Raw genomic sequence first — 16,968 nt, 5'->3', positions numbered from 1 at the left:
CAGAATCCCACGCAGCCTAGTCGGCAGGGGCTGGCGGGGCCAGTACATCGTCGGTGTCTTCACCCGGTTGTGGGGCTGGCCAGGCGGGCTGGGCGGGGGTAGCCGAAAATTTTAGCGGTACACCAATGGCCGGATACGACCCGGCAATCGGGTGGGCTTCGGTATAGACCATACTTCTGGCAGCAAGGTGCGGGTCGCTGGCCAGCTGATCGACGGTCAGCACTGCCGTGATAAGCACATCATGCAATTGACCGAAAGCGGCCCAGTCGGTCTGATCGCGGGTAATAAACAGGTCCTGTAACTGTGCTTTCTGGTCGGCCAGTTCGGCATCCGTGGCGGGCATGAGCCAGTATTGCCAGTCGGGGCGCCCGACCAGCTGGCAGAACTTGAGCCAGAATTTAGGCTCGAGGGTGCCCAATGCCACATAGCGGCCGTCGCGGCAGCGATAGACGCCGTAGTTGGGCAGTCCGCCCGAGAGTGGCATGGCACCGGCGGGGGGGGCGGTACCGGTGCCGGCATAGGAGGCAAAAGCGGTGGCCAGCAGCGGCATCACGGCATCGGTCATCGACACATCGACGTGCTGTCCCTCGCCGGTGCGTTCGCGGGCGTAGAGGGCCGCCAGTGTGGCGATCACGCCCATATACGATCCCCCGGCCACGTCGGCCAGCTGCACACCGGGTACGACCGGCGGGGCCGACGGGTTGGGGGCCGATACTCCCAGCACGCCCGCCAGCGCGGTATAGTTGATGTCGTGGCCCGCCAGCTGCGCGTAGGGGCCTGTCTGCCCGTAGCCCGTAATGGAAACATAGATGATGCGGGAGTTAACGGCTCTTGCGGCTGCGTAACCCACACCAAACTGGTCGAGGTAGCCTGGCCTGAACTGCTCAATGACCAGATCGGCCGTCCTGACCAGCTCCAGAAATTGCGCCCGTCCGTCGTCGGTATGGTAATCGAGCCAGATGCTTCGTTTGGAGCGGTTGTAGGCCAGATAATGCACCGACTCGCCCTGGCGATACGGCGGAAAGGTACGGACGTAATCGGGGGCCGCCGGCCGCTCAATCCGGATAACATCGGCTCCCATGTCGGCCATAAGCATGGTGCCAAGGGGGCCGGGCAACAGCCGGGTGAGGTCGAGAATCCGCAGGCCGAGCAGGGGGCCGGTACTGGGCTGACGCATAGGCATGATCGTTGGGGCAGCGTGTAGGAATAATATTGATGCCTGCCGGTAGTTTATAAGGGCTATGGAAAGGAATAGAGTAGTAAAAAGTTACCAGCTACGGGTCGAACCTATGGAATTTTGCCGGGTTTTGCATCTATACGGTACATTGCCCGGCTGCCTATGTTTTTAAAACGATTTCGTCGCGCTAAATCCGCTGCCGGCCCCGCCGGCAGTTCGGCCGATCTGGTAGCCCGCTACCGGGCCACGGGCGATCTGGCGGTATTGGGTGAGCTCTATGAGCCGCACATGGAACTGGTATATGCCGTATGCTACAATTATCTGCGCGACGAAGAAGAGGCCAAAGACGCCGTTATGCAGCTGTTCGAACAGCTCATTGTCGATCTGCGCCGGCATGAGGTCGGGCAGTTTATGCCCTGGCTCCATACGGTAGCCCGCAACTACTGCCTGATGCTCATACGCCGGCGGCAAAACCGACCCCAGACCACCCTGCTCGACTCGGTACTGAACGACGAGGACGACGGTCTGGGCCTGGTGGCTACCGACGACAGCGACCGCGAGGAAGACCTCAGCCGCATGGAAGCCTGCCTGCAAACCCTGCCCGATGAGCAGCGACGTTGCCTTACCCTGTTTTATCTGGAGCAGAAAAGCTACGGTGAGGTGGCCGCCGAAACAGGTTACGACCTTAAACAGGTGAAAAGTTATTTGCAGAATGGCCGCCGAAAACTTAAACTTTGCCTTCAGCATGCTACTGGAGTTGCCGGCCCACCCCGCACTTCAACCCATTGACAATGAGCGACCAACTAACACTTGATGAACTGCGTGATTACCAGGCGGGCCGGCTGCGGGGGGCGGCCCGACACCGGGTGGAACGGCTGATGCTGGAAGACCCGTTTTATGCCGATGCGCTGGCGGGGCTCGAAGCCATGCAGCAGGCGGCCCGGCCCACGCCCGAGCAGCTGGCCAGCCTGCGCGAAACACTGCAGGAACGTATCCACGCGTCGGCTACCAAAAAGCGCCTGTGGCACCTCTGGATTGCGACCATCACGGCTGCCCTGCTGTTTGTGCTGGCGGTAGCGATCTATCTGATTTACTTTATGCCTAAAAAGACCCCTCGTCCCGGCCCGGTGCCCTTCACCAGCAGTCGCCTGCCCGACCTGAAACGGTCCAGCCTGCGGTCAGGGCAGGGGATTACGGTATACGGGACGATAACTAACGGCGTCGATCACGATTTTGGCGATGATTTCGCGCATGATCTCTGAGGTTCCCCCGGCAATGGTGCCTACCCGCGCATCGCGGTAGGCGCGGGCAATGGGATAGTCTTCCATGTAGCCATAGCCACCGAAAAACTGCAAACAGGTATCGATTACCTGTTTTTGCATTTCCGAAGCCGCGAGTTTGGCCATCGAACACTCCTTCACCACCACGTCGCCCTGCGTAAAGAGCCAGCAGGTATGGTGCACAAACTGGCGGGTCAGCTCGATCTGCGTGGCCACATCGGCGATTCGGTGGCGGATTGCCTGGAACATGCTTAGTTTACGGCTGAACGCTTCGCGTTCGTGGAGGTATTTGAGTGTCCAGTCGAGGGCGGTTTCGGCGCCCGACACCGCCATGATGGCAGCCACCAGCCGTTCGAGCTGCAAACTTTCCATGAGGTAGTAGAACCCTTTGTTCTCCTCGCCAATGAGGTTGCTGACGGGCACCCGTACCTGATCGAACCGAATCTCGGCCGTGTCGGAACTGTGCCAGCCCATTTTGTTCAGTTTGGTTCGGGTAATACCCGGACAGTCGAGGTCTACCACAAACAGGCTCAGGCCATTGGTGCCGGGCGCCGTTCGGGCCACCAGGGTGGCAAAGTCGCCATAGGTGCCGTTGCTGATAAAGGTTTTGGCGCCATCGATCACAAACTGCTCACCCGACTCGCCAGATCGGGGCGCATCGCGCCGGGCGGTGGTCCGGATAGCCGACACATCGGAACCGGCGTCGGGTTCAGTAATGGCCAGTGCCGCTATTTTCTGCCCGGCTATGGCCGGCGCCAGGTACTGCTGCCTGAGGGCGGGTGAGCCAGCTTTGGCAATGTGGTTGACAGCCATGTACTGATGCACGCTGACGGCCGTAGCGAAACCGCCCATGCCGCAACGGGCCAGCTCTTCCAGAAACACAACCGAGTACCAGAAATCGGCGCCGGACCCACCCATGTCTTCCGGAAAGGGAAGGCTCAGGAAACCCAGTTCGCCCATACGGGCAAAGATCGACGCCGGAATTCGGCGGGCCGATTCCCAGGCATCGGTGTGGGGGATAACTTCCCGTTCGATAAACTGACGCACGCTCTGCCGGAACAGATCGTGCTCCGCAGTAAAGTAAAGAGAAGGGCGTTTCATAGGCGTTCGGGTGGGCGTTCTTGATGAAGGAAAAAGCCTGACAGGCTGCTATTCCAAATGTACGCATTTCGGCATAAAGCGAAAAAGTAGCGCCGGGGCATGAAACATTTGCAAAACATCGCTCGTTAACCCGAAGAATCAATCAACCGATTTAACTATGTTTCGCACAATTCCTGTACGAAGTTTTTACCTTCTTCTTCTTCTTATTTCTTCTTGTCTGACAACGAGTTATGCGCAGCAGCGCTTTAGCGCAGGCCCTCGTGTAGGCTTGAATTTATCTAATTACTGGGGCAACTCTGACGGAATGCGCTTCAAGCCGGGCGTAACGGCCGGGGCCTTTCTGATGTACAGTTCACTCAATCATTTCGGCATTTCGGCCGATGTACTGTATGCCCAGCGGGGTGCCCGCTACGAGGCCAACGGGCTCAAATTCACGCAGCGGGTCAACTACCTCGAAATCCCCGTTGTAGCCCGTTATTTCCTGAATCTGTCGGGCAACTTCCGGCCGAATATTTTTATTGGTCCTTCGCTGGCTATCAAGCTGAATGCCCGCCGGGTTAATGGCGAAGGGGGCAATCCGGCCGTCATCAACGCCGACAACACGAGCGATTTCCGGGACCTGGATCTGGGTGCTACGGGCGGCTTTCAGCTGAACTGGCATGCTGGTCCCCGGCAACGCTTTCTGATCGATGCCCGCTATACGCTGGGGCTGAGCGAAGTGCAGACAAGCCTGCCTAATGTGTGGGGCCGGCGCAATAGTCTGCAGAACTCGACCGTTTCCGTAACACTGGGCTATGGCTTTGGCGTCGGTCCCGAGTACCGGAGCCGCCGATAGTACAGTAATCAAGTTCCATTCTCTATACTAACTCAACTGTTATGATGCGTACCCTGTCTGTTCGCGGGCTGCTGTTGCTGACCGCCGTTTGTTCAACCCTGACCGTTGCTTCGGCTCAGCAGCGCTTCAGCGCTGGTCCCCGCGTGGGCATCAACATGTCGACCTTTACGAAGGATGCCAGCGACTATAGCTTTCGTCCCGGCGTAACGGCGGGTGCGTTTCTGATGTACAGCTCGCTCAACCACTTCGGTATTTCGGTCGACGCGCTGTACTCGCAGATGGGTGCCAAGTATTCGACCACAGCACTCGATGGAAATACGCCCCGCGAAGTAAGCTTCAAACAGCGTATCAACTATCTGGAGGTTCCCGTTGCCTTCCGTTACTTCCTGACCAAAGGGGGAGGCTTCCGGCCCAATGTGTTCTTTGGTCCATCAATGAGCTTCCTGCTGAACGCTAAAACCAACGAGCGGCCAGCGCAGGGACTTATCCCGGCTATTCCGGAAATCGACCTGACCGACTATTTCCGTAAGCTCGATCTGGGCGCTATGGCCGGCGTGCAGTTCAACTTTCCGGGTTTTGGCGAGCGCCAGCGCTTCCTGGTCGATGCCCGTTACCGGTACGGCCTGAGCGATATTACGGTCGATAACAACGCCAATATTCATAACTCGACCGTTACACTTACGCTGGGTTATGGCTTCGGCGTCGGTCCTGAATATCGGAGCCGTTACCGCAAGTAAGCTACAACAGCGCTTGTATTACCGGCCCGCCCCGTTTGCTGATGGGGCGGGCCGTTTTTTTTCAGTCGAGCGTATCGGGGTCATCGGCAATGCGGGTGTTGTCGTAACACTGGTCGAGCACGGCCATTTCATCGGACGTCAGTTCGAAATCGAACACGTCGAAGTTTTCCTCAATACGGGCCTGTTTCACCGATTTTGGAATCGTCACGACACCGTGCTGCAGCGACCACCGGACCAGCACCTGATACGTACTTTTGCCGTGGGCGCCGGCAATGGCCTGCAACCGCGGATCGTGCTGTTTGAGTCCCCGCACCAGGGGCGCATAGCCCTGAACCTGAATGCCTTTCTCCTGGCAATAGGCTACTACATCGGGGCGGTAGCAATAGGGGCTGAATTCGATCTGGTTGACCGCCGGCACCACGGTCGCCTGGCTGAGCAGTTCGTCGAGGTGGGCCGGGTAGTGGTTGGAAACGCCAATGGCCCGCACCCGGCCTTCGGCATAGAGCGCTTCGAGGGCACGCCAGGTATCGTGCCGGTACTGCTTCACGGGCCAGTGAATCAGGTACAGATCGACCGTGTCGAGGCCCAGGCGGGTCAGACTACGGTCGAAAGCCCGCCGGGTTTTGTCGTAGCCCTGATCAGTATTCCAGACCTTGGTGGTGATAAAAATCGAGTCGGCGGCAATACCACTGGCTCGGATACCGGCAGCTACTTCGGCTTCGTTGCCATAGACCGATGCCGTATCGATGAGCCGGCAGCCCGCTTCGAGCGCCCACTCGACGGCCTGCTGCACCTCGCTGTTCTGACTGGGCGCGTAGACACCCAGCCCAAGCATGGGCATCGTAACGCCATTGTTGAGTGTTACAAACATGTTTTCCATAGTGTAAATAAACGCATTCGGCAACACCCATAACAGCCTACCCGCTGGCTAATGTTGATCGTCGGCACAATGGGTAAGGCCAATCCGGCACTACCTTTACGCCGTACATGGGCTGGTGGTTTCTGTTCAGAACGGGGTTATGATGCAACGCTACGGGTGGGGAATTGTAATTAGCTGGCTGCTGATGTCGGCAGCCGTGGCCCAGCCGACCCGGCCGTGGCAGGGGGCGGTCGAAGTAGGCGGACTATCGGCCTTTGGCAACCAGACCCCCTACTGGCTGCGTACTAACCAATATGGCACGGTGCCGCAAACGGGAAACGTTGCCACCGTGCGGGCCGAGTGGCAGCGCGACTATCGGCGTGATTCGACCACCCGGAAACAGCCGCGTCGGGTCGACTGGGGCGCTGGCCTGCGCGCTGTGCTCAACGTGGGCTCGCCCCATACGACCTACGATCCGGCGCTGCTGCTGCCCGATGCCTACCTGAAAGTACGGTTGAGCGGGCTGGAACTGTATGCGGGTAACCGGCGCGAGGTGGTCGGGATTGGCGATACACTGCTTACATCGGGCTTTATGGCCTGGTCGGGCAATGCGATGCCCTTTCCGAAAGTGCAGCTTCATACGCCCAATTACATTCCCATCGGCTTCACAAAAGGGTGGCTGGCCGTGCGCGCCGGCTACGCCCACGGCTGGCTCATTAATACGTACATTCAGGGCAGTTACCTCCATCAGAAATACCTGTATGGTCGGTTGGGTAAACCCGGCGGGCGCTGGCATGTGGCCGGTGGTATCAATCACCAGGTGCAGTGGGCCGGGCAGGCCAACTACCTGCGCGGTACCGACCTGGCCGTCGATGGCCGGCTGCCTTCTGCCTTCAGCGATTACCTGTCTATGATTACGGGGCGATATCCCGACGCCCTGCAGAATGACCGGTTTACGGGTTTCGATGGCACCAATCGCATCGGCAACCATCTGGGTACCTATGATCTGTCGGTCGACTACCGCAGCCGCCGGGCGAGCTGGCTGCTCTATCACCAGCATTATTACGAAGATGCGTCGGGGCTGGCGCTTCAAAATCTGCCCGATGGCCTGACGGGTTTGCGGTGGCAACGCGGAACGGGTAGCCGGGCACGTTTTCAGCTGCAGCGCGTGCTGGTCGAATGGCTGACAACGATGAACCAGAGCGGTAGTCAGTTCGATCCCGCTGCCCGGTACCAGGGGGCCGATAATTACTTCGATCACAGTCAGTACCGCGAGGGGTGGTCATACCGGGGTAAAACCCTGGGCACTCCGCTCATTGCCCCCCGCGGCACCTTCGTTACCAGCATAAACGATACCTATACGGGTGGCGGGTATTTCCCGAACAACCGGCTGTCGGCCTGGCACGCCGGGCTGATTGGCGCGTTTCGGAAAGGCCCTGTGCTGACCCTGCGGCTAACCTACAGCCGGAATTACGGTACCTATATCCAACCCTACCCCGCCCCCTTCCGGCAGTTCTCGGGTGCCGCATCGGCCCGCTGGGCATTGCCTAAACGACCGGATGTCAGTCTGTTGGCAACCCTCGCCGTGGATCGGGGTGAGCTGTATCCAAACAGCGTTGGCTCGTTTTTGAGTCTGCAAAAACGCTGGTAAGCGGTTAAGCCTGGACCGTTGCCTTTATTTTTAACCTTTTTTTAATAGGCTGCAATCCGAGTTTGTTTCCTGTGCGTAAGCGACTGAGGCTGTTTGCCTCGCGCAAGCGAAACCTGGATACCATTTAAACTCAACTGTATGCTTACCCGTACCTCTCTCCGCTTATCGGCGGGTTTACTGGCCCTGGGGGCTATGTTCGGACTCGAGTCCTGCACTGACCACCGGCTGTCGCCCGACCCGACTTCGCTTCCCGATGCGCAGTTCTACGCCATCAATGATGCCAACCAGCTGATGCGCTTCAGCGTCCGCGCTACATCTACCCCCCAGGCAACGGTAGCCGTTACGGGTATGCAGCCGGGCGAGCAGCTGCTGTCGATCGATTTCCGGCCGGCTACGGGGCAGCTCTACGGGCTGGGCAACACCAGCCGTCTGTACGTCATCAACCCCAACACGGGCGTTGCACGGCCGCTGGGTCTTCAGTTTACACCGGCCATCAACGGTTCGATCGTTGGTATCGACTTCAACCCGACGGTCGACCGGCTGCGGCTGGTTACCAACGCAGGTCAGGATCTGCGCCTGAATCCAGAAAACGGCGCTGTCGTAGCAACGGATGGCGCGATCAACGGTGCCCCCGGGGCTACCATCTCGGAAGTAGCTTACACCAACAACCGGGCGGGTGTGACCACGACCACCCTGTATGATATCGACCCAACCAACGATAAACTCTACAAGCAGGATCCGCCAAACAACGGTACACTGGTTGAAGTGGGCTCGCTGGGCCTCGACATCACCGGTGCAGCTGGCTTCGATATTGCACCGGATGGCAATGCCATTGCAGCTGTGCGGTTCAATGGCCGTTCAGAACTGCAACAGGTAAACCTGACCACGGGCCGGCTGCAGAAACTGGGCGACCTGCCTGGTAACATCATTGGCCTGGCCATTCCGACGGAGCCTGTGGCTTACGCTGTCGATGGTTCGAACATGCTGTATATCTTCAACCCAATGAACCCCGCACCGATCATGAAGGCGCTCACGGGTCTGCAAATGGGTGAAACGATCGGTGGTCTCGACTTCCGGCCGGCCAACGGTCAGCTGTACGCCATTGGCAGCAGTAGCCGGATCTATACGATCAACACGGCTAACGGTGCCGCTACGGCCGTTGGCTCGGGGCCCTTCACGCCGGCCATCAACGGCAATGACTATGGCTTCGACTTCAACCCCACCGTCGATCGGATCCGGCTCGTAACCAATACTGGTCAGAACCTGCGTCTGCACCCCGACCTCGGTACGGTGGCCGCTACGGACGGTAACCTCAACCCTGATGTGCCGAACGTAACGGGCGCTGCCTACACGAATAACTTTGCAGCTGCTACAAGCACCGTGCTGTATGATATCGACACCCGCACCGGCAACGCCATGCTGTATCGGCAGGATCCGCCGAACAACGGCACGCTGGTTGCCGTCGGCTCGCTGGGTCTTCAGATCGAAGGCAACAACGGCTTCGACATTGGCGGTACGTCGGGCACGGCTTACGCCCTGCTGCGCACGACCGGTGGTGCCACGGGTATCTACACGATCAACCTGAGTTCGGGTGCCGCCACGATGGTATCGTCGCTGCCTGGCAACCCCACCCTGCGCGGTTTCGCACTGGGTCTGGGCTTCTAGGAAACCCGGTCTTTTCGCACACAAACAGACCCGCTTTGCCTCGGCAGGGCGGGTCTGTCTGCCTGTAAACGTTAATAAAAACGGCCTCGCTGCTTCTGAGCAGCGAGGCCGTTTGCTTCGATTATGTAGGTGACCCCATTCCTAATAGACAACAAACCGATCGTAAAAATCGGTAGGACTGACTATAAGAGTACTCCCGATTTGTTCCAGCGGAAGCAGATGCCTGGTATCGCCAGTTATAAGAAAATTGGCATCAACAAAAAGGGCTGCCTGCAACACATAATTATCGTCGGGGTCGACACTATGGGTAGGCAGTTCGTTAAATGGGTAAACGAGTTGCGCGTCTGCTCTTACCTGATCAAGAATGGCATATTGTATCGGTACTGGTAAGCCGAACTTAGGCCTGCTCAATACACGCTGGAGTTCGTCTAACAGCCATTCGGTTGTAAATACGCTATATCGTTCAACACAATACTGATACACAATTCTTGCTTTACCTCTGAAAACGAAAGCAGAAATCAAGACATTCGTATCAAAAACCAGTTTGGCCGCAGACGGTATTTTGCCGTTCATATCTTGCTGTTACGCTTCGCAAAACTAAGCACGGTATCGACTATAAAGGGGGGGACGACAGACAGCAAAAACCTATACTAAATTTTATGATACTTCCGTATAGATATCATCGTCGGTGAGGAAGCCTGCTGCTTCTATGTGAGGTTGTGATTCCTGCTGAATCCGATCCATGCGTAGCTGTCTCAAATAATTACTGATCGCCTTTCGAACCAGGTCTGCTTCTGGCGTTTGTAATGAGGATGCCACCTCCTTAAGATCAGTGGCTACTTTATCATCCAGTTCAACAGCGACAACAGTCATAGTGCTTTATCTCTTTGCAGATACACGAATATCTATTCTTTAAACGCAAACTGCAATAAAACAGTTGTGCCACCCCATATTGGGGTGGCACAACTGTTTTATGCGGACAAGAAATAGTTTTACCGGCTCAGGTAGAGATTGCGCTCGGCATAGACCTTCTGGAAGAAGTCGTCGTGCAGATCGTCGATAAAGTAGATGCCTTCGCCCGTTGATTTCATCTCTGGTCCCAGTTCCTTGTTCACATTAGGGAACTTGCTGAACGAGAACACGGGAATCTTGATGGCGTAACCCTTTTTGACGGGTTTGAAGTTGAAATCCTTCACCTTCTTGTCGCCCAGCATCACCTTCGTGGCGTAGTTCACATAAGGTTCCTGGTAGGCTTTGCAGATAAACGGCACCGTGCGGCTGGCGCGGGGGTTTGCTTCGATGATGTAGACAACCTCGTCCTTGATAGCGAACTGAATGTTGATCAGGCCGACGGTTTTCAGCGCTACGGCGATCTTCTTCGTGTGTTCTTCGATCTGGCGGATCACGTTGTCGCTCAGGTCGAACGTGGGCAGCACGGCGTAAGAGTCGCCCGAGTGGATACCGGCTGGCTCGATGTGCTCCATGATGCCGATGATGTATACATCTTCGCCGTCGCAGATAGCGTCGGCTTCGGCTTCGATGGCGTTTTCGAGGAAGTGGTCGAGCAGAATGTTGTTGTCGGGGATATCCTGCAGAATCTTCATCACATGCTGCTCCAGCTCGTTTTCGTTGATGACGATCTTCATGTTCTGCCCGCCCAGTACGTAGCTGGGGCGCACCAGCAGCGGGAAGCCCAGTTCGCGCGAGAGCTCGATAGCCGCTTCTGATTCGCGCACCGTACCGAATTTCGGGTACGGAATATCGAGTTGGCGGAGCATGGCCGAGAAATGGCCCCGATCTTCGGCCAGATCGAGCGCTTCCCAACTCGTACCGATAATTTTGATCCCGTAGCGTGTCAGCTTCTCGGCCATTTTCAGGGCGGTCTGGCCACCCAACTGTACTATTACCCCTTCGGGTTGCTCGTGCATGATAATGGCATGCACATGCTCCCAGAAAACAGGCTCGAAATACAGTTTATCGGCAATGTCGGGGTCGGTCGAAACCGTCTCCGGATTGCAGTTGATCATAATGGTTTCGTAGCCGGCTTCTTTGGCGGCCAGTACCCCGTGTACGCACGAGTAATCGAACTCGATACCCTGCCCAATCCGGTTGGGGCCGGAGCCCAGCACCACCACTTTTTTGCGGTTGCTGCGGATCGACTCGTTGCCGGGCAAGTCCGAAACGGGTTCGGGCCGGTCGAGCGTGATGGGCAGCTGGTTGTTGAAAGTCGAATAGTAGTAGGGCGTTCTGGCCTCGAACTCGGCCGCACAGGTATCTACACACTTGAACACCCGACGGATGTTGTGGCGCTGGCGGTAGTCGTAAATCTTGCTTTCGCGTACCTGCAGAATATGCGCCAGCTGCCGGTCGGCATAGCCTTTTTGCTTGGCGGTGCGCAGCAGCTCGGGCGGCAGGTCGTCGAGGTCGTACTGCTGAATTTCGCGCTCCAGCTCGATCAGCTCTTCAATCTGGTGCAGGAACCAGGGATCGATGCGGGTCAGCTGCTGAATGGTCCGGAACGACATCCCGGCCTTGAAGGCGTCGTAGATGTGGAACAAACGGTTCCAGCTGGGGTGAGCCAGGCTTTGCTTCAGCGCGGCCATATCGGTCAGCTCGCGGCCATCGGCGCCGAGGCCGTTGCGCCGGATTTCCAGACTCTGACAGGCTTTCTGGAGGGCTTCCTGGAAGTTGCGGCCGATACCCATGGCTTCGCCTACCGATTTCATCTGCAGGCCCAGCGAGCGGTCGGCACCGGGAAACTTGTCGAAGTTCCAGCGCGGCACTTTTACGATTACGTAGTCGATGGCTGGCTCGAAGAAAGCGGAGGTGGTGCCCGTGATCGGGTTGATCAGCTCGTCGAGGTTGTAGCCAACGGCCATTTTGGCGGCAATTTTGGCGATGGGGTAACCCGTTGCTTTCGACGCCAGGGCCGATGACCGGCTTACCCGCGGGTTCACCTCGATCACGATGATATCGTCGGTCTGGGGGTTTACCGAGAACTGGATGTTACAGCCACCCGCAAACTGGCCGATACCCGCCATAACCCGGATGGCCAGATCGCGCATTTTCTGATAGAGCGTGTCGGGCAGGGTCATGGCCGGCGCCACCGTGATGGAGTCGCCGGTGTGAATACCCATCGGATCGAAGTTCTCGATAGAGCAGATGATGATGAAGTTGCCGTTATTGTCCCGCAGCAGCTCCAGCTCGTACTCTTTCCAGCCCATCACGCTTTGCTCAACCAGCACCTCGTGAACGGGCGACGCATGTAACCCGTTGGTCAGCGCCTTATCGAATTCTTCGGGGGTGTTCACGAAGCCACCACCCGTACCGCCCAGCGTAAACGAGGGGCGAATAACAAGCGGGAAGCCGATTTCCTGGGCAATCTCCTTACCCTCCAGAAACGACCGGGCCGTGCGGCCTTTGCAGACCCCGGCGCCCAGCTGCAGCATCAGCAGCCTGAATTTTTCCCGGTCTTCGGTTGTCTCGATGGCCTTGATGTCGACCCCGATGATCTGTACGTTGTACTTCTCCCAGATACCGGCCTTGTCGCAGTCGATGGCCAGGTTGAGTGCCGTTTGCCCGCCCATGGTTGGCAGTACGGCGTCGATGGGGCGGCCCATCTCCTGGTGCTTCTTCAGAATCTCGACAATCGACTTTTTCTCCAGCGGCAGCAGGTAGACATGATCCGCGTTGATCGGATCGGTCATGATGGTAGCCGGGTTGGAGTTGATCAGCGAGACCTCGATACCCTCGTCGCGAATGGACCGGGCGGCCTGCGAACCAGCATAGTCAAACTCACAAGCCTGACCGATGACGATGGGGCCGGAGCCGATAATCAGAACCGAGCGGATGTTGGCGTTTTTTGGCATTTTTCAGCAGGACAATGAAAAATGTACAATAGGAGATTGTACGATGAACGGTTGTATTCGACAGTACGATGACTTTCAGACCGTTGGAGGGGGGCTAAAAATCCTGCAAAAGTAGACCATGTCGGGGGGAATGACAAGCCAAAGCCTGCAAAACCCTGCACGGCCTGTTGCCGCATCTGGTTCGCTAGGCCATCGTGATCTGATCCCAGCGGCTCTGCCGGTAGCGGTTGGCCAGTAGCCACAGCGTCAGCGCAGCCAGCGGAATACCGGCCCACACGCCGTACGGAATAAGTGACAGGGCGTAATGGATGCCACCGATGGCGCTCAGAACCACCATCAGAATAAGGCCCCGGCCGGTATTGCTCTGATTTACGGCATCGACGGCCACCGAAAAGGGCATGTGCCGCTGCGACAGCAGGGCCGATGCCAGCACCATGTTCAGGATGTTCAGGTAAGCCAGTACCACATCGCTGCTGCGTTCCAGCCCGTAGCGGTACAGAATATAAACCGACAGTAGCATGTAGAACGGCGTCAGGAGCTTCACGACCACGGCTTTGACCGCGCCAAGCAGCACGAAGCCCGGTTGCCGGATGGGCGCTGACCCGTATAGCCACGACGCCCGAAAGTTGTCGGATGCCGATAGCTGATACTGGGCTACCATGCCGTAGAGGCCCGCAAAGTAGAGGGCAAACAGGTAGAAATGTGATGAACTGCCCAGCTTCGAATAATTGTACGACATGATAACGGTGTAGGCCAGCCCGAAGCCCAGTTGCGGGTAGGTCTTGAGCTTGAACTTGCGGTCGCGGCTCGTAATGCGCCATACAAACAGAAAGGCAGCCCGCTCGAGCGGGGCGCTTGTTGCCCAGCCCGCCAGTCGGTTCACCAGCGACGGTGTCGCCGGTGTCGTCGGGTCAACGGCCGGGCTGGCAGCTGGCCGGCTGTCCTGGTCGAGGCTACTGAGTTTGTGGCTGAATGAGCCCGTCAGAAACCGATTCATGAACCACAACCCACCAAACGGCATCAGCACAGACAGGCCAAGCATCAGCAGGTGGGTCTGGTCGAACCAGCGCAGCATCACGGCTTCGATGGCGCCGGCCATCCACATAGGCGGCACCAGCAGATGCCATGGCTGATGCGCCATCACGGCCGTATTGCTCCCCAGCTTTGGCATCAGCTGGGGCAGTAGCTGGTAGCCCCCGTAGAAGGCAATGGCCATGACGATCTGCGTGTAGTTGATAACCTCGCGCAGCCGCTCTTCTCCTATAAACTGCATCAGCCCCAGGTACAGTAGGTTGGTCAGAAACACCGTAAGCATAACCGACAGCAAACTCATGAGCAGGCATAGCAGGCCAATACCCACGCCAAACCGGATGCCGAGCACAAGGATACCGCCCAGACTGGCGGCCAGCGCGATTGAAAAGAGGTAAACCGAAATGTGCACAACCCGGGCTACCCACAGCGTACGGCTGCTGACGGGGCGAGGCAGTATGATCTGATTGTCAGACGAGTCGAGGATGATCGACGAGAAGTCGGAGATAAGGGTCATGGCGCAGAGGGCCATCACGTACGAAAACTCCAGCGTAAGCGGCAGAAACAGGGTATCCGGCTCCACAAAACTGAGCGTAGCCACGGCAAACAGCCCACCAAACAGGGTGTAGAACAGCAGCACCCACAGAAAGGTATTGTTGCGCTCGCCCGACTTCTTACCGTATCGGCCCAGCGTGGTGTAGCTGCGCCGGTTGTCCATCAATAGCTTTACCCGCACAATGGCGCGCAGCTGCGGTACGTCGACACCCGCCAGCCGGAACAGGGGGGCCAGCCGGTCGATCAGGGCTACCAGAATTGCCATCATGGTTGGTTAGTCGATCAGGGTCTGAATAAACGCCCCGGCCACGTCGGTCTGGCCATCGCTGCCGGTCATTTCGGCAAAAAGCTGCTCGAGCGATTCGGGCCGCTGGTGCTGCAGCTCGGCAAAGGTGCCGTCGGCCAGAATCTGGCCCTGGCTGATGATGATGATGCGGTCGGAAATTTTCTCGACCACGTCCATAATGTGCGAGCTGTAGAAAATGGTTTTGCCACTGTTGGCCAGCTGCCGGATAATTTCTTTCACCAGCACCACCGCGTTGGCGTCGAGGCCTGACAGGGGCTCGTCTAGAAACACTACGTCGGGGTTGTGCAGCAGCCCCGCAATGAGCAGTACTTTTTGCCGCATTCCCTTCGAGAAGGTGGTCATGCGGGCGTTGGCGTGGTCGCTAAGCTGAAAAAGCCGGAGTAGCTCGAGCGCCTTGCGGTCGATCTGAGTTGGGTCGAGGTCGTAGAGCTGCCCGATAAACTGCAGGTATTCGAGTGGCGTCAGCGAGTCGTAGAGAGCCGCGTTTTCGGGTACGTACCCGATCCGGCGCTTGATGTCGAGCGCCTGGGTGCGCACATCCATGCCCAGCACCGTGGCCGAACCGCCAAAGTCGGGCAGCATGCCGATGAGTACTTTCAGCGTGGTGGATTTGCCCGCGCCGTTTGGGCCGATATAGCCCACTACCTGGCCGGCATCGACGCGCAGGTCAATGCCTTTCAGAATCAGGGTGTCGCCGTAGGATTTAGTCAGGTTTTGAATCTCGATAACCGGAGGGGTAGTCACGCAGCAAGGGGTCAGTGTACCGAAAGGTACGAAAAAGTCCCGCCCGGCAGCAAGCCAGACGGGACCATCGGATACAAGCGGGATCGGCTGGTTAGGCAACCGTCTCCGTAACGTCAACCAGGTTGTGTTTCATCAGGTATTCGGCAATCTGAACGGCGTTGGTGGCGGCTCCCTTGCGGAGGTTATCGGCCACAATCCACATGTTCAGCGTTTTAGGCTGCGTTTCGTCGCGCCGAATCCGGCCCACAAAGACTTCATCTTTGCCGTGGGCGGTGAGGGGCATCGGGTACAGGAAGTTTTTCGGATCGTCCTGCACGATAACACCATCGGCGTTGCTGAGCAGTTCGATGACGTCGGCCAGTTCGAATTCGTTTTCGAATTCAACGTTGACCGCTTCCGAGTGGCCCCCGATGGTCGGGATGCGCACCGTGGTGGCCGTTACCTGAATCGACTCATCGCCCATAATCTTCTTCGTCTCGTTTACCATCTTCATTTCCTCTTTGGTGTAGCCATTATCGAGGAATACGTCGATATGGGGCAGCACGTTGAGGTCGATGGGGTGCGGATACACCTTATCGGCGTCTTTGTTGCCGGCCCGCTCGGCAAACAGCTGATCGACGGCGGCTTTGCCCGTGCCCGTTACCGACTGGTAGGTCGACACCACAATGCGCTTGGCTTTGTAGCGATCGTGCAGCGGCTTCAGGGCCACCACCATCTGAATGGTCGAACAGTTGGGGTTGGCAATGATCTTATCGGCCGGTGTCAGGGTGTCGGCGTTGATTTCGGGCACCACCAGCTTTTTAGTTGGGTCCATGCGCCAGGCCGACGAGTTATCGACAACGGTGATGCCGGCTTCGGCGAAGCGGGGGGCCAGGGCGAGCGAGGTGCTGCCACCAGCCGAAAAAATCGCAACGGCAGGCTTGGCCGCAATGGCATCCTCGAAGCTAACGACCGTGTACGATTTACCCTTGAACTCGACCTGTTTACCAACCGACCGCTCGGACGCAACGGGAATGAGTTCGGAAACGGGGAAGTTGCGTTCGGCCAGCACCTTCAGGATTTCGCTACCGACTAAGCCAGTAGCGCCTACGACTGCGATTTTCATACTGATTTTAACAATTAATTACGGAATTGGGGGCAAAAGTACGGTTAAAAACGC

General features: G+C 57.5%; 15 protein-coding genes. 6 read left to right on the top strand and 9 right to left on the bottom strand.

Features of this window, described 5'->3' with window-relative positions:
- Nucleotides 1-16: 16 nt before the first annotated feature.
- Nucleotides 17-1,177, bottom strand: coding sequence for a CaiB/BaiF CoA transferase family protein (locus tag ACYVAC_RS22635; RefSeq protein ID WP_461100102.1), 1,161 nt, complete (start codon nucleotides 1,175-1,177; stop codon nucleotides 17-19).
- Between the two features lie 162 nt (nucleotides 1,178-1,339).
- On the opposite strand from ACYVAC_RS22635, the gene ACYVAC_RS22630 reads away from it, so the two are divergent.
- Together ACYVAC_RS22630 and ACYVAC_RS22625 are read left to right on the top strand one after the other, a co-directional pair.
- A complete protein-coding gene (locus tag ACYVAC_RS22630; protein ID WP_461100101.1) occupies nucleotides 1,340-1,966 on the top strand; it encodes an RNA polymerase sigma factor in 627 nt (208 codons plus the stop codon).
- A gap of 2 nt (nucleotides 1,967-1,968) precedes the next feature.
- Nucleotides 1,969-2,439 (top strand): hypothetical protein, encoded by a 471-nt coding sequence (locus ACYVAC_RS22625; RefSeq protein ID WP_461100100.1) that lies wholly within the window; start codon nucleotides 1,969-1,971, stop codon nucleotides 2,437-2,439.
- Here ACYVAC_RS22625 and ACYVAC_RS22620 read toward each other — a convergent pair.
- Complete coding sequence (locus tag ACYVAC_RS22620; RefSeq protein ID WP_461100099.1) at nucleotides 2,356-3,558, bottom strand: acyl-CoA dehydrogenase family protein; 1,203 nt, start codon at nucleotides 3,556-3,558, stop codon at nucleotides 2,356-2,358. The genes ACYVAC_RS22625 and ACYVAC_RS22620 overlap by 84 nt on opposite strands.
- A 157-nt stretch (nucleotides 3,559-3,715) precedes the next feature.
- On the opposite strand from ACYVAC_RS22620, the gene ACYVAC_RS22615 reads away from it, so the two are divergent.
- A complete protein-coding gene (locus ACYVAC_RS22615; protein ID WP_461100098.1) occupies nucleotides 3,716-4,393 on the top strand; it encodes a porin family protein in 678 nt (225 codons plus the stop codon).
- A gap of 41 nt (nucleotides 4,394-4,434) precedes the next feature.
- Entirely contained in the window at nucleotides 4,435-5,130 is a 696-nt protein-coding gene (locus ACYVAC_RS22610) for a porin family protein (protein ID WP_461100097.1), read from the top strand.
- Between the two features lie 61 nt (nucleotides 5,131-5,191).
- Here ACYVAC_RS22610 and ACYVAC_RS22605 read toward each other — a convergent pair whose 3' ends face one another.
- Nucleotides 5,192-6,010 carry an aldo/keto reductase gene (locus tag ACYVAC_RS22605; RefSeq protein WP_461100096.1) on the bottom strand — a complete coding sequence of 273 codons (819 nt, stop codon included), beginning with the start codon at nucleotides 6,008-6,010 and terminating at the stop codon, nucleotides 5,192-5,194.
- Between the two features lie 139 nt (nucleotides 6,011-6,149).
- Between ACYVAC_RS22605 and ACYVAC_RS22600 the strand changes: the two genes are divergently transcribed.
- Nucleotides 6,150-7,640 carry a capsule assembly Wzi family protein gene (locus ACYVAC_RS22600; protein WP_461100095.1) on the top strand — a complete coding sequence of 497 codons (1,491 nt, stop codon included), beginning with the start codon at nucleotides 6,150-6,152 and terminating at the stop codon, nucleotides 7,638-7,640.
- Between the two features lie 138 nt (nucleotides 7,641-7,778).
- Complete coding sequence (locus ACYVAC_RS22595) at nucleotides 7,779-9,305, top strand: DUF4394 domain-containing protein (RefSeq protein WP_461100093.1); 1,527 nt, start codon at nucleotides 7,779-7,781, stop codon at nucleotides 9,303-9,305.
- 141 nt (nucleotides 9,306-9,446) lie between these two features.
- Here the strand turns inward: ACYVAC_RS22595 and ACYVAC_RS22590 are convergent, their stop codons facing one another.
- From ACYVAC_RS22590 to ACYVAC_RS22565, 6 genes are all read right to left on the bottom strand, one after another.
- On the bottom strand, nucleotides 9,447-9,878 hold the full coding sequence (locus tag ACYVAC_RS22590; RefSeq protein ID WP_461100092.1) for a putative toxin-antitoxin system toxin component, PIN family: 432 nt from the start codon (nucleotides 9,876-9,878) through the stop codon (nucleotides 9,447-9,449).
- A gap of 84 nt (nucleotides 9,879-9,962) precedes the next feature.
- On the bottom strand, nucleotides 9,963-10,178 hold the full coding sequence (locus ACYVAC_RS22585) for a hypothetical protein (RefSeq protein ID WP_461100091.1): 216 nt from the start codon (nucleotides 10,176-10,178) through the stop codon (nucleotides 9,963-9,965).
- Nucleotides 10,179-10,297: 119 nt separating this feature from the next.
- The gene (gene carB / locus ACYVAC_RS22580) at nucleotides 10,298-13,174 is read right to left on the bottom strand and encodes a carbamoyl-phosphate synthase large subunit (protein WP_461100090.1); all 2,877 of its coding nucleotides are present in this window, start codon (nucleotides 13,172-13,174) and stop codon (nucleotides 10,298-10,300) included.
- Between the two features lie 184 nt (nucleotides 13,175-13,358).
- Nucleotides 13,359-15,026: a hypothetical protein gene (locus ACYVAC_RS22575; protein WP_461100089.1), complete on the bottom strand. Its 1,668-nt coding sequence runs from the start codon at nucleotides 15,024-15,026 to the stop codon at nucleotides 13,359-13,361.
- 6 nt (nucleotides 15,027-15,032) lie between these two features.
- Nucleotides 15,033-15,809 carry an ABC transporter ATP-binding protein gene (locus ACYVAC_RS22570; RefSeq protein WP_461100088.1) on the bottom strand — a complete coding sequence of 259 codons (777 nt, stop codon included), beginning with the start codon at nucleotides 15,807-15,809 and terminating at the stop codon, nucleotides 15,033-15,035.
- Between the two features lie 91 nt (nucleotides 15,810-15,900).
- A complete protein-coding gene (locus ACYVAC_RS22565; protein WP_461100087.1) occupies nucleotides 15,901-16,914 on the bottom strand; it encodes an aspartate-semialdehyde dehydrogenase in 1,014 nt (337 codons plus the stop codon).
- Between the last annotated feature and the right edge of the window lie 54 nt (nucleotides 16,915-16,968).

The organism is Spirosoma luteolum (assembly GCF_054778875.1).
Note: the sequence above shows the minus strand (reverse complement) of the source record. Positions and strands in the feature narration are given on the sequence as shown.

Coding starts and splice junctions, on each gene's coding strand:
- ACYVAC_RS22635 (WP_461100102.1), bottom strand. CDS start 1,177: ATGCGTCAGCCCAGTACCGGCCCCCTGCTCGGCCTGCGGATTCTCGAC.
- ACYVAC_RS22630 (WP_461100101.1), top strand. CDS start 1,340: ATGTTTTTAAAACGATTTCGTCGCGCTAAATCCGCTGCCGGCCCCGCC.
- ACYVAC_RS22625 (WP_461100100.1), top strand. CDS start 1,969: ATGAGCGACCAACTAACACTTGATGAACTGCGTGATTACCAGGCGGGC.
- ACYVAC_RS22620 (WP_461100099.1), bottom strand. CDS start 3,558: ATGAAACGCCCTTCTCTTTACTTTACTGCGGAGCACGATCTGTTCCGG.
- ACYVAC_RS22615 (WP_461100098.1), top strand. CDS start 3,716: ATGTTTCGCACAATTCCTGTACGAAGTTTTTACCTTCTTCTTCTTCTT.
- ACYVAC_RS22610 (WP_461100097.1), top strand. CDS start 4,435: ATGATGCGTACCCTGTCTGTTCGCGGGCTGCTGTTGCTGACCGCCGTT.
- ACYVAC_RS22605 (WP_461100096.1), bottom strand. CDS start 6,010: ATGGAAAACATGTTTGTAACACTCAACAATGGCGTTACGATGCCCATG.
- ACYVAC_RS22600 (WP_461100095.1), top strand. CDS start 6,150: ATGATGCAACGCTACGGGTGGGGAATTGTAATTAGCTGGCTGCTGATG.
- ACYVAC_RS22595 (WP_461100093.1), top strand. CDS start 7,779: ATGCTTACCCGTACCTCTCTCCGCTTATCGGCGGGTTTACTGGCCCTG.
- ACYVAC_RS22590 (WP_461100092.1), bottom strand. CDS start 9,878: ATGAACGGCAAAATACCGTCTGCGGCCAAACTGGTTTTTGATACGAAT.
- ACYVAC_RS22585 (WP_461100091.1), bottom strand. CDS start 10,178: ATGACTGTTGTCGCTGTTGAACTGGATGATAAAGTAGCCACTGATCTT.
- carB (WP_461100090.1), bottom strand. CDS start 13,174: ATGCCAAAAAACGCCAACATCCGCTCGGTTCTGATTATCGGCTCCGGC.
- ACYVAC_RS22575 (WP_461100089.1), bottom strand. CDS start 15,026: ATGATGGCAATTCTGGTAGCCCTGATCGACCGGCTGGCCCCCCTGTTC.
- ACYVAC_RS22565 (WP_461100087.1), bottom strand. CDS start 16,914: ATGAAAATCGCAGTCGTAGGCGCTACTGGCTTAGTCGGTAGCGAAATC.